This is a genomic window from Anabaenopsis elenkinii CCIBt3563 (assembly GCF_015245355.1).
In the GTDB taxonomy this organism is placed as follows: Bacteria; Cyanobacteriota; Cyanobacteriia; order Cyanobacteriales; family Nostocaceae; genus Anabaenopsis; species Anabaenopsis elenkinii.
The window spans coordinates 3,925,940-3,938,477 of sequence record NZ_CP063311.1 but is presented as its reverse complement, the minus strand read 5'-3'; the positions used below and the strand labels follow the sequence as shown (position 1 = coordinate 3,938,477).

The following is a 12,538-nucleotide window of genomic DNA, read 5'->3' as shown; positions in this document are numbered from 1 at the left end:
TCTCACAACTGTATGAGTAACCACCATATCCTAACTGCCATAATTAGCTACAATTCCTTGAGCTATTTCCTTCACCCTTGTGACTAACTCTTGGGGTGCTACTACTTTAACATTACCACCAAACCCCAAAATCCACCGCCACAAATCAAAATCATTTAATGTCCATTGAGGAAAGATGGCTTGAAACCGATGGGGGAAATGGCGATCGCCTGTTCTGGTCAGGGAAAATAAGGACTTGGGTAAATTAGTCCTGGTATTGTGCAAGGGTGAGGACATTTTCATGTGAGCAAAACGTTTTGTTCCCTCGGTGATAAAAGGATAAACCTGATCATTAAACCAAAGTTCCACTGTCACACACACACCCAGTCGTTTTTGTTGATCTGCACTCAGAAATTGTTGTTGGTCCGTAGCGCTATTACCTAAGTGCATTCCCGCACTAGCTTTAAATAAATTTTGTAACTTTTTTAATGATTTTTCCTGTGCTTCTCTGGTACGTTGTTGGGTTTGAGGTCGAGCTAAAAACAATCTATCTAAACGTTCAAAGCGCAGTAAACCCGGAGTTTCACCACTGACACACTCATAACCCAAGTACCAAGCCAAATTTGAGAAAACTATTTGCAATGGATAGGCTAAGAAAAAATTCTGTTCATCCCCTTGATACTTACCTACACCTGCTAACCGTTTTAACTCTAATAGCCTTCCTTCTACAATTGCTGTCTCTAGTTCCGGCAAATTATTACTTAAGGCGCTACTATGGAGATGTTTAGGGTCAACAATGGAGCTATTGGCGATCGCCCTGACTGGGTAAAGATTTTCAGTATTATCAATGATATGTGTTTGTAATAGTCGTTGCTTAAATGTTTCGTAGATGACTAAAGCTTGGGGGTCATTTAAACTATTGGCTTGAGACTGAATAATGTCAAATACTTTGATTAACTCTGACTTAGAAAGGATACCAGTACCCGCAAAATAACCGTTACGCATAGGAAAACCAGATAATATTCTATAGGGTTTTAAAACTTTTTCGATATCTTTACGAATTGTAGCCTTTTCACTTTGAGGGTGATAAATTACCCCAGCTTGTGCAAGAGATTGAGTCAGAGTTTCTAAACTACCTCCACCTGTGTTAGGTAAAAAAGGGTAGTGGATAATAAAACGAATTGTACCAATTAAACGTTCAAAAACCTGTTTATCTGAGTAAGAATGTAAACTATGGAAAGATTGCCATTCATGGGAGTTACATTCTGGGCGATTTTGACTGACTAGGGGGAAAGTAGAATTAATGATTCCTTGAGTTTCTAGCCATTGTAAATCAGCGGCGATCGCATGGGATTGGGCGTAAACTCCACCCACCAACTTAGCCATAATAGCAGTAATTTCCGCGATAGAGTTAGTCAACTCAGGTACATAACCCAGAAGATTTTGTAAAAATTGAGGTTGAGTGAGATGAAATTTACCAATCCCAGGATAGTTAATGATTAAAAATATTAAATACATCAAACGTTCAAAATCTAACAGCTGACTATAAGCATGGGGTGTGATATTTCCATAGCGATTTTGAAAGTTGACAATTTGACGGGGAATATCTGCAATTAGTTTAGTGACTTGGTGTGGAGAAAATTCCGGTGCGGTGACATCAATTTTATTCACCGTGGCGAATCCTTCCCCAATTACCGGTGGGAACTCCTGCAATATCTTATACATACTTTCAATAATTTCCGCAGGAACTTGGCGTTGGCGTTGTTCATTCCACTTCATACAAGTTAACAGTGGAGTTTGTAAATACCAGCCAATCCAATCAGGTGGGGTTAATTTCCATTCTGCCAGTTGGGTGTCGGTTTTGCGTAAAAAGTCCATGCGGAAACAACGCTTATAATTAGTCGCATCATAGATTACACTTTTACCCAATCTCAATATAGTACAAATGCGGTTGATGACCGTGGTTTCTATGGTCTGCCATTCCCCTTGAATAGCTGGGTCACCATATAACTCAGCGCGGATATTGTCAGTAGAGATGATTTCGTAATTTCCCAGGTTGGATAGTAGTTTTGCAAAGGTTGATTTACCGCTTCCTGGTGTCCCGATGAGAACATGAGCAATCCCTTGAGAGTTGGTTTTAGCTATCTGTTGATTGGGGAATCGGGATCTGGACATATAAGGTATATATGAGAATATTTACAGCAATATGGTTGTATTCTTTAGTTAACAGTGGGCAGTGAGTGGTAAATAGTTACCAGTTCTATCCCTCATAACTGTATTTATTTTAGTCGGGGATAAATCATGATTTTACATTGCTCCTGCGAATGACACCAACTCTAAACAGGAGTAGTATCTGACAGCTTCCACCACAGATATCCCGCACTTCTTCCAGAAGTCCGGGATCTAAGAGGATGTTTGATAAGTCATGATTAGTGTATCAACTATTGTTTCACCCCACCCTAACCCTCCCCTTGTAAGGCTATTCATTACTCACATCTTTCTTAACAATCTTGAAACATTTATGTGGCAACGGTTTCAACGCTTGAAAATTTCCGTACTCTTGACAAAATGTACCTTATTATTCTTGATAAAACCCTTATTTTATTGAGAATCATCAACGGAGGATTAAGGTTTGGGGGTTTGCGAGCGATCGCTCTCACGAATGTTAAGAAAGATCCGGGTAATGGATAGCCTTGTAAGGGGAGGGAACTGGATTTTATTGTTTCGGTGTGTCCCCCATTCCCTGCTCACTGCTCCGGTGTTCCCTGTTCCCTGTTCCCTGTTCCCTGTTCCCTGTTCCCTAATATAAAAATTACCTGTTTAATACTTTCCAAACATCCTCTAAGACCCCATCCCAAAGCTGATCAATTCCCCACCGGTTGGGATATTAATTTGATCAAAGAGAATCTGCTATTTCTTGAAGTCTTTTAACTAGCTTCTCTCGGTTGTAAGGTAAATTAAAATAGTTGATTGCTGTTAAAAATGGTTGTTTAACATAATCTGTATACACTTTCATCACATCTGTTGATTGACATTCTTTACCTGCTGATAAATAAGCTATTAACTCCCGATCTTCAACTCCGCGCAAGTTGTGCATCAATTGGTTACGTAAGTCATCATCTGTATTTCTGGAACCGCGACAATACCATACTAATAACGGCCATTTCGGAAAGTTATTATCTATATTACTTAACCAGGCAATCATACCAGAGTTTTTATTAGTTATCTGAAAATCATAATCTGTTACCAATGAAAATTTTGTAACGGGAAATTTTAATTTTTCTAAAATATCAACTTTGATATCAACACTGGGATATTTAACAGATTTGTCTAAAAATAAACCTGATCCAGTCCATACCAAGAATTTTGAAACTTGGTGAGAACTACCATTGAAATTCACAGTTTGATTAATCGTTGCTACCCGTGATAAGATAGCTACCTTTAAAAAAGTTTCCTGAGCCGCAGCTAGGAGAGTAATACCTTGAAGATAATTCTTTTGCTTGAAGAAAAATCCAACCAGTTCTAGGGTATCAACAATACGCTGAGTAGCTTGGGGAATGGTAAAATCTTGACTACTATCTGTTAGTGGGCTATGGAGATTAAAGAAATCAACGATTTTCTTTAACTCACCAATGGCGGTTTCATCTATTCCCTCTATATTATCTAATAATTTCAGTGCTGCACCGGGGAAACCACTTTTAATTAACTGCTTGGCTTTTTCAATCTGCATTCCTCGCCAATAATTAGAGCTTTCTATGGCCTCAGCTTTCGATTGCTTTTGGTAATTGTCGTCGAAATATTCGTTACTAATTAAAAACTTAACATTGGCAAATCTTCCTAAACTGATAAATTGCACCGCTGAAGATATAGCAGGTGTTCCCGCCTGATGGCTAATATAAACAGGTTTATGTAGACTATAGTTTAATTGGTATAATTGCTCTTTGACCAAAGAAAGTGTTTCATTCCAATTATCTACACCTTTATTATTTTGGTTTGTGGGTGATAAAACTAAAAACTCAATTTCACAAGCAAACTGCTTTTGCAGATACCATTTTAATAAAGGTTTTAGAGTATAAGTATCTTGCCAGTAAGGACATTTTTCATAAATTATCTGATCTTCCTGGAATATTGCCTTTTGATCTGTCAATAAAACTATAATTTTTTCCAGCTTGATTTTTGCTTCTAGTAGATATTGAGTATAAGTGTCAATCAAGGGAAACTTTAAATCGGAATCGTAATCATCAATTTGATTCTCATATACTAAACCTAAAACTCTTGCAGGTAAAGTGTACCCTGCACTTTTATCATTAGAGTCTAATGGTAAGGGTGCAAACTCTGTACATTCCAAATCATATCTAATTTGACTGTATAAACTACTCCAGTTTTTATCATGCTTGAGCATGATATCACTATTACCTGTTGTTAGTATCCAGATACTCATAGTTTATTCTCCCCAAAGTTTAGTAAAATCACTATCGCTTAAAAACCTTAAAAAATCCCGTGTAATTTCATCTTTCTTATCAGGGAAGATTGTCAGTAATTCAACATACTGTGTACCTCTACGTCTTATTTGTCCTTCTTGATTCAGGATATGGCGTGGGTACATACGATGCCAAATTCTGCCTATTTGTCCCATTTTCCCGGTGAGACGTGAACCCTTGATTGAGCTATGTCCATGGTAATTACCATGAAACCATTTGATGGCTAAACTATCATCATCTTCTTCCGCAATACGTCCCCACACTTGAACTTTTTGCGGATGAAATGATTCACGCCATGTACTTACCTGATTAGATGATTGTTTCCCTTTGAATTGCAGCCAATTATTTACTTCTTGTTGAACCTTATTGAGAATCTTAGTAATATCATTGAGACGCTTTACAGGAAAGTAATATGCATTTGATGTTGGGTTAAATTGCCAATGACAACCGATTGAATGTCTATCATATTCTTCAAAAAAAATGCTATGGTCAATGCGTCGCCAGGACTTACCAAAACCACCAAGGAGCATAGCAAATCTTACGATTTGTTTGACTAGTGTTTTTAATTGTTGATTGTATTCTGGGGAAACATCCCTCATGGTGAGAATGGTCAGGGTTCCCGCATTTAACTGATAAATAGGGATTATGGTATTTGCATTATATTGATATTCCTCCATCTCTAAATCTGTAGCATGAAAAGCAATTCCCAATTTTCCTACAATCGGACCATTTTGGCTGAAGCCCCCCCAAAGTTCTTGAGTTAATTCTTCGGCGGTTCTTTCGTTGGTAACACCACTAAATAAACGTAAAGTGTGACCACGCAAGGCGGCTTTAAAAATATTGGGTCGAAATTCCCCTGTTTGATCAACTAGCTTTGAGGCTAAACCTTGTCCCCGCAAGTTAACAGAGAGCAATTTGGTTTGGGGATGATTAATAGGTTGACCGTAACCAGCACTGACTCTAGAACCAATACCTCTTTCTATAGCTTTGTCCCAAATACCCCAGATAGTTTCCCACTCACTAGCTGAGAGGGTTTCAGTACTGGAAATACCAAACACTAAAGTGGGTTGGTAAAGGGAGATTTGAATAAAAGCTGAGTGGTTGCTATGATTTTTGACTTGCCAATCTTGTTGAGGATGAACTACATCAATTAAAGGCTGTTTAACCCATGTTCCATCTTTGGGATAACCACCATGAAAGCGGAGTATTCCTGGTTGGGTATCCTGAGTTGTCAGTTGTCCACCGCAATATCTGCGACGTTGTGCTGGTGTACAACTACGTAAAAAAGCACCTTTCATGCTTGCACCTGGATAAAAGGGAAATCCTTTCGCAGCGATGACTGGTCGGATAACATCTTCGTCTTGTCCACTGTTGGAAACAAAACGCCAAGTAATTCTATATTCTTTTGTTTGCACATTGGTGCTAAATCGAGGTGCATCACGTGGGACACCTTCTACCCATTCATCAACCCATCTCTCGGATTGTTCAGGATTGCCAATATATTGAATTTGTCCCCGTCCTGAGATTTGGGCTTGAAACATCAGCGGGACTTCTTTACTATTAGTCATCATCAGCTCCTAATTTTTTGTATCTTTGAGTCCACCAAACTAAGCTGTCACAGAATTGGGTCAGAACAGCTAAACAAATTCTTTGGTCTTCAATGGGGAGTTCCCATAGTTGGGTTGCAACTTCTTCAATTTTGGCTGTGTTACCAGTGCTAACATCTTCTTGGGGAAGTCTGATTCCTCCCCTTAGCATGATTGCTGCAAAGCTTTTCCAGGTATCGCGCCAGTATCGGCCTTTGGGTGGTTCTTTGTCTAACAGTCGTAATTGTTCTCCCCAAAACCGTTCTAAACCGAAAGCTACAGTTGTTCGCATTTTGTGTGATTGACCAATGACCCCTTTTTGGTCACGGTGTTTCAGGACTAACCGTTGTGCTTCTTGATCTAATCCGTAGGATTTCCAACTCATATATTTAGATTCCACTTAAAGTCAACTGACAATGACCAAAACCAATAGATTCTAAGCCACCAAGGTAAATATCTGTACTTTGATCACCATTGAATGGGTCCCATTGTTTCCCAGATTTATCATCCCTAATCGCAATGGGGAAAACTAAAATGGTTCCTTCTGGTAAAGCTTCAGTGTTGAAAAAACCATGACCATCAACTACCTTTTGGTCAAGTTTTAAGCGTACTCGACTTTGACGATATAAAGCCATGTTATGAATCATAGCAATATCACTGTCATCTACAATCACTGCTGGCTTTTCTTTTCCAGAGGGGAACCAGGATGATAAGTCTACGGTTTTTGTGATGGTGAGGAAACCTAAATTGAAAAATAAGGTTTTTTGACCTCTTGATTCTCGTGCTTTTAAGTTTCTTGAACCTGTATAGGGGTCGGGTATATCTATGTTTTTGAGAGCGTCACCGGCAATTCTTTGGTAGCGTTGCAGTAGGCGAGGACTACTTACCCACACGATGGGTTGACCGGGACAAAATACGGGTAGCCACAATATAGAAGCGTATTCAAATTTGATGATAGATTCATTATTGGTTTCTGATTGTTCCCCACCGGATTCACTACCATACCAATAATTTGCCGCTTGGTCTCCATCTATCAAACGCATTTCTGAACGTAGACGACCACGAATTGAACTACCAGGAAGTATACCTGTTTGGGTAAATTGGTCACGGAAAATCAGGTTTAAATTACCGCTTTCTTCTCCAGCAGTTGCACCTACATGGAGCGGTGCTAAGGTTTCAATGATACCATAAGCTTTCTTGTACATCTTATGCTACTCCTTTAATTTCTATTGGTAAACATAAACCGCATCCTACTTGTTTGAGGCTGTAACCTTCTTTAGGAAACCATGCTCTATCCCACTCCCACCAAGACTTATTTACAGATGTTTCTAAAACATACACACTACCAGGGGGAACCGCATAACGTCCCCTGCCTAAATTACCTTTAGCACGGAAGCGATAAGGTATTGCTTTATCAGTTAGCATCTCTACGGTTTGGGGAAAGTTTTCATGGTGAGGATAACGGTAAGACAAGCGATTAGAACCCCAAATACCTGGGGTAATTAAGGCAAAAGTGCGTTGAATGGGTAGATTTAATAAATCTAAAAGTTTTTTGTTTTTAATTTCCTCACACTCAATTTCTACAATATGATTTTCCCCGCCAAAGCGATACCAACCAGATTCTAAGGGATAGGTTGATAAATAAACTAAACAGACATCTTCAGGTATTTGGACTGAGTTTTCTAGAAATAAACCATCAGACTTTTGTACACAACGTTGTGAGTACTTGAGTGTTGGGTGGTTGATTTGGGGATGCAAAAAGGGAAGATATTGCCAAGGGTTTGCTGCTACTGATTTATTAGATTTAAGGACTTTGGGAGCAAGTCCCCAAGAGTTGATTGTTTGCCAACGATAATCCGGCTCTAGTTTCTCACTTTGATTTTCTAACTGCCATTGACCATTGTTAAATTGCCACTCATCTACTCCTTTATTAGCAATTATTTTACTCCAGGGAATAGGAATATAAAAATTTTGTTTGTCCCGAACTTTAGCCCAAAATGGTCCGGCGACAAATAGATTAGCACTCAAATCATGTTGAGTAAATTGCTGATTAACTTTGTTAGCGCTAAATATTAAGCCGGATAAGGTTGCAGCTTCTGGAGGAAATTTAGCGCCCGAACGACCAACTAAATTTTCAGGTGACAGAAATGCTCCCGCACTTCCATACATCAACCCTAAAGGATGAATAGTAACTAGGTACTTAAACATAAATGCCAACCTACTTTTATTAAATCACTTATCCAATCAATTTTCGCTTTTGTTCTATCAGCATCATCATCTTCATCACTAAAACCTACGATATATTTGGCTAGTTCATAATTTAATAATATCTGACCCTCTCCTGGGAAGTAAATATCAAAGAAATTAATAGCAAATTCTTCTGATACTTGTTTTTTCTCAATATTAAAAGCACGTCGTGCTTCTAATTGAGCTAAATCTTGATAAACATGACTCCAATTATTTTTACCTTCCCTGTCTTGATATTTTGTCAATATATATAGATAATCCCAGGGACAAGTCCACTGGACATATTGACCACTATTAAAGACAACTCTAATAGTAATTCTTCCCCGACCTAAAGATTTTGCTAGTTTTTCTGCTTCTCGACAATGTTGTAAGATATCTCTTTGGGGAATGCCAGATCCAGCCCAAACAAAGCCCACACTTAATCCGATCTTCTGCCCATGTTGTTGCCAAATTTTGGGTAGTTTAATTAACCATTGAAAAGCTTGATTGGCTGTAATAGGTTCTTGGTTTTCTTCTCGGTAAATTACGCCTAAAAAATCGTCCCCACCTGCATAAACTACCCGACCAATTTCTCTAGGAAAGTCTCTGGTAAAGTTGTTTCCCCAGTCGCGCATCGCCTGACTAAAGTTTTTGAGTTCATCATCACCATTTGGTAAACCTGCTAATTTTTTGAGATGTTTTCCCACTTCATCTCCATCACCCATAAACCAACCTGTCCAGAAACTCGGCCCACGATGGATTTCACTAAAGCTTTCTACTTTAGACATTCCCAAATTGTTGGCAATTTCTGATAAAGTTACTAACCGTTTAACCAATTCGGGAATACTTAATTTTTCATTCAGAGCAAAAATAATGCCTTCTGGTTCCTTATTTGGTGGACAACGTTCTGAGACACAAGCCAGGCTTCTATAGAATTGTTGAATATGATCCTTTTCTGCTGTCCATCGGCGATTGTTAGGGTTACGTGTTTCCGCACCTAATCCCGGAAAAGCAATCCCATCTGTACCAGTTAAGCTAGAACTTTCACCAATCCAATTTACTGCAGTCCAGTCACGAGAAAGTTTACTGGTTTCTAAATCATCCATTGCAGCTTGGATACTTACACCACTTCCTTGAAATACTTCCCAAGTGTGACAACCCCACAGTTTCCAGTCTCTTTCCCAATGATATGTATTTGTTATTCTGTCTTCTATCCATTGGCGACAAACTTGTAAAATATTTTTCCAAGCAGAAAGTAAAATTTCTTCAGTTTGGGCTTTGCTCACATAACCTCTAATGAGAATACGATTTGGCATCCCTTTTTGCAAGTTGTGACTAGCTGGAGAAATCACTTCTGTTTCTGGGGGTTTATGAAACTCTTGTACTAGCTTTTGACTGAGATAAGAAAGTATTAAAGATGCACCATATAAATCTCTGAGCTTTCGTGATTTTTCAATAAATCCTTGAACTGGTGCAAAGGTGATAACAGTATATTTGTCCATGTACTTTGTATCTCCTTTTGGTGCTTAATTCTTAAGATACACGCTTTAGTTAAAATTTTCTGTGGTAAAACATTTTGTAATTATTGGTAATACTGAAAAACGTTTTTTATGTAAAAATATTAACTTTGTTGAGCTAAATATTTATTTTTATTGATATATAAAGAAATACATCAATAAATTTAACTCTATTTTTCAATATTAGGACTTACGCATTGACAAAAAATATGATCTATGGATCATAGATCATGCGATCGCTATTAAGATTAGCAAAAATATGCTCACGTACAACTAAAGTAAACAGATTCCGTTGTATTTCATACCAATTGCTAATTATTTTCTCAGAGCGCATAAACTCCAACTTAACAAAAGCTTGAAGTGAACAAAAGATGTGAGTCTTAATTGCATGAGTATCTCTAACCATGAACCGACAAATTCCACATACTTGTTTTATGGCTCGATGAAAGGTTTCAATTCCCCAATGAGTATCATGAATTGTCATAAATTCATTTCTAGTTATATCCTCGATTCTTTCCTCATCTGGAAGATACAAAATATAGTGTCTAGAGTCTTCTTTTTTAAAGTCTTTCCTAAACAAATTTATAAATCCAAATTCTTTCAGATGAGTCCTTAATCCTTCTTCGGGAATAGCCAGAGTGCTTACTTGACAATACTTGTGTGGCTCATTTGAAACAGTTCTATTTTTTTCAATTCCGAAGAGAAAACCCAATTTCTGGTTTTTTAGAAATTTCAAATTTTCTACTCCTGAATACCAACTATCACCTGTTACAATTCTGGGTTTGACTCCCCAGCTTATTATTTCACTTACCATTTCTCTAAAATAATCGTTCTTTGTTTTTCCCTCCTTTTTATGATATATTCTGTAATTTATTGGCACTGAATTACCATGAATATCACTGTAATATAGAGTGATTAAATTTAAGCCAATGATTGTTTTATGGGCTTTACCTGACCAAAAATAACCGATTAATTCAGCATTTTTGGGGTCGCTGTAAATCTTTTCTATCACTGTATCATCTACACTTAGTATTCCTCCTACCAAGTTAATAACTTTTTCTATAATGTTGAATAAATCTTTCGGTTCATATCGCTCTCTCAGTAAAAAGCGATTCACACTATCATGTGAAACGTCTCCTAATATCTCTGCTAACCTACTGCACCCCCCAAACTTTGGCTCTGACAGTAAAAATAAGGTGTATAGGTCTAGATTGCATTGCGCTGTGGATGGTTTCGTGATTTTTCTAATTGTCTGATACCTAGCAAGTAGACGACCTATATTTATCAATGCACTATTTTGTTATTCTGTCAATGCGTAACTCCTAAATATGTATCCTTTAGTGGTTTTGTGTCACGTTTTCATGTTATCTGTGACCACACCAATGTAAACTCTTTTTCGTGCGAATGACGAAATTTACGCTATGGGGTTGGTAATAAATCTGTGATTGCCTTGAAAATACTAGATTCATCAGCATTTCCTGAGTGGTGTACCCAGTTACCTCCAGAATGACTATCTGTAATAGCGATCGCACTAAACCACCGGAATCACTATCTGTAATACCGATCGCATTCACCCACCGGAATTACCATTTGTAATAGCGCTCGCATTCAACCACCGGAATCACCATCTGTAATAGCGCTCGCATTAGTTGCACTCATGACTACCGTTTCAGCTGACATAATAAATATAAGGTCATCAGGCTATATTACCACTGGGTTACCTACCGGATCGAGGTATGGCTAACTCCATAGGACGGAAGGTCAGGTAAAATGGCTGGAATAATGATTCTTCTGTTTTGAACCTCGGTCGCTTACTGGGTAAGGGTTTCAGAGTTTTTACTACTATGCCAAAGTCCATTTCAGCCGTTAACTTTTTTGAACCTCGGAAAGTGCCTCTAGACTTCTTACGAGGTAAGGGTTTAGAATGGAGGGGTACGCTTCCCTCTGGGAAGTGGAATTAATGGAAACAAATCTCTATCCTCTAGACTACCAACAGTTAACATGAGGTACGCTTCCCTCTGGGAAGTGGAATTAATGGAAACAGAAAAAGGAAAAAGAAAGGCAAGGTTGCTGTGACGTACGCTTCCCTCTGGGAAGTGGAATTAATGGAAACATATTTCTATCAATAACTCTAAGTAGTCGTCTGATTCGTACGCTTCCCTCTGGGAAGTGGAATTAATGGAAACTTAGTCTTTCTTTAGCCTCTTTTTCTGCCTTAGCTCGTACGCTTCCCTCTGGGAAGTGGAATTAATGGAAACGAAGAGGTGAAGAGTCTGCGGTGTAGTCTAAAATGTACGCTTCCCTCTGGGAAGTGGAATTAATGGAAACCTGTGTAGGCTCCTATAGCCCCGTAAAAGTCATTGGATAGATATGTACGCTTCCCTCTGGGAAGTGGAATTAATGGAAACGTAAGAGTTATAACCCACCGGCTCGACCAGACCTGACTCAGTACGCTTCCCTCTGGGAAGTGGAATTAATGGAAACCACGTATAAATGTTCTTTTAAACCTACAGACTCTGCTAGTACGCTTCCCTCTGGGAAGTGGAATTAATGGAAACAAAATGGGACTAGCCAGCACCTTTATGTAAAGTGCTGGTTGTACGCTTCCCTCTGGGAAGTGGAATTAATGGAAACGCATTCCTTGTTCTATGCCGGTCGAAACTCCGGCTTCCCAGGGTACGCTTCCCTCTGGGAAGTGGAATTAATGGAAACACGCTCGAGCGTGTTGATAAGCCGAGTCTTGTCAGCT

Annotated in this window: 9 protein-coding genes and 1 CRISPR repeat array (1 of these 10 only partly in view); all 9 genes read right to left on the bottom strand. The window is 38.6% G+C overall.

Going from position 1 to position 12,538, the window contains the following annotated elements; genetic code table 11:
• Positions 1–30: 30 nt before the first annotated feature.
• The 9 genes from IM676_RS17295 to IM676_RS17255 all read right to left on the bottom strand — a co-directional run bounded on the left by IM676_RS17295 (position 31) and on the right by IM676_RS17255 (position 11,363).
• Positions 31–2,154 (bottom strand): WYL domain-containing protein, encoded by a 2,124-nt coding sequence (locus IM676_RS17295; RefSeq protein WP_200988025.1) that lies wholly within the window; start codon positions 2,152–2,154, stop codon positions 31–33.
• Between the two features lie 721 nt (positions 2,155–2,875).
• Positions 2,876–4,420: a hypothetical protein gene (locus IM676_RS17290; protein ID WP_200988024.1), complete on the bottom strand. Its 1,545-nt coding sequence runs from the start codon at positions 4,418–4,420 to the stop codon at positions 2,876–2,878.
• Between the two features lie 3 nt (positions 4,421–4,423).
• Positions 4,424–6,028 carry a hypothetical protein gene (locus IM676_RS17285; protein ID WP_200988023.1) on the bottom strand — a complete coding sequence of 535 codons (1,605 nt, stop codon included), beginning with the start codon at positions 6,026–6,028 and terminating at the stop codon, positions 4,424–4,426.
• The gene (locus tag IM676_RS17280; RefSeq protein WP_200988022.1) at positions 6,021–6,431 is read right to left on the bottom strand and encodes a hypothetical protein; all 411 of its coding nucleotides are present in this window, start codon (positions 6,429–6,431) and stop codon (positions 6,021–6,023) included. Before IM676_RS17280 ends, IM676_RS17285 begins: the two co-directional genes overlap by 8 nt.
• 4 nt (positions 6,432–6,435) lie before the next feature.
• Positions 6,436–7,251: an RAMP superfamily CRISPR-associated protein gene (locus tag IM676_RS17275; protein WP_200988021.1), complete on the bottom strand. Its 816-nt coding sequence runs from the start codon at positions 7,249–7,251 to the stop codon at positions 6,436–6,438.
• A 1-nt stretch (position 7,252) separates the two neighbouring features.
• Positions 7,253–8,254: a CRISPR-associated protein gene (locus IM676_RS17270; protein WP_200988020.1), complete on the bottom strand. Its 1,002-nt coding sequence runs from the start codon at positions 8,252–8,254 to the stop codon at positions 7,253–7,255.
• Positions 8,239–9,774, bottom strand: a complete 1,536-nt coding sequence (locus IM676_RS17265; protein WP_200988019.1) for a Cas10/Cmr2 second palm domain-containing protein — start codon at positions 9,772–9,774, stop codon at positions 8,239–8,241. The genes IM676_RS17270 and IM676_RS17265 overlap by 16 nt, the downstream gene beginning before the upstream one ends.
• Before the next feature lie 229 nt (positions 9,775–10,003).
• Positions 10,004–11,038, bottom strand: coding sequence for an IS701 family transposase (locus IM676_RS17260; RefSeq protein ID WP_200990106.1), 1,035 nt, complete (start codon positions 11,036–11,038; stop codon positions 10,004–10,006).
• A 115-nt stretch (positions 11,039–11,153) separates the two neighbouring features.
• The gene (locus IM676_RS17255) at positions 11,154–11,363 is read right to left on the bottom strand and encodes a hypothetical protein (protein ID WP_200988018.1); all 210 of its coding nucleotides are present in this window, start codon (positions 11,361–11,363) and stop codon (positions 11,154–11,156) included.
• 358 nt (positions 11,364–11,721) lie between these two features.
• Positions 11,722–12,538: direct repeats of the CRISPR family, unit length 36 nt; unit sequence GTACGCTTCCCTCTGGGAAGTGGAATTAATGGAAAC (it continues 397 nt past the right edge of the window).

Coding starts and splice junctions, on each gene's coding strand:
- IM676_RS17290 (WP_200988024.1), bottom strand. CDS start 4,420: ATGAGTATCTGGATACTAACAACAGGTAATAGTGATATCATGCTCAAG.
- IM676_RS17275 (WP_200988021.1), bottom strand. CDS start 7,251: ATGTACAAGAAAGCTTATGGTATCATTGAAACCTTAGCACCGCTCCAT.
- IM676_RS17270 (WP_200988020.1), bottom strand. CDS start 8,254: ATGTTTAAGTACCTAGTTACTATTCATCCTTTAGGGTTGATGTATGGA.
- IM676_RS17265 (WP_200988019.1), bottom strand. CDS start 9,774: ATGGACAAATATACTGTTATCACCTTTGCACCAGTTCAAGGATTTATT.
- IM676_RS17285 (WP_200988023.1), bottom strand. CDS start 6,028: ATGACTAATAGTAAAGAAGTCCCGCTGATGTTTCAAGCCCAAATCTCA.
- IM676_RS17280 (WP_200988022.1), bottom strand. CDS start 6,431: ATGAGTTGGAAATCCTACGGATTAGATCAAGAAGCACAACGGTTAGTC.
- IM676_RS17295 (WP_200988025.1), bottom strand. CDS start 2,154: ATGTCCAGATCCCGATTCCCCAATCAACAGATAGCTAAAACCAACTCT.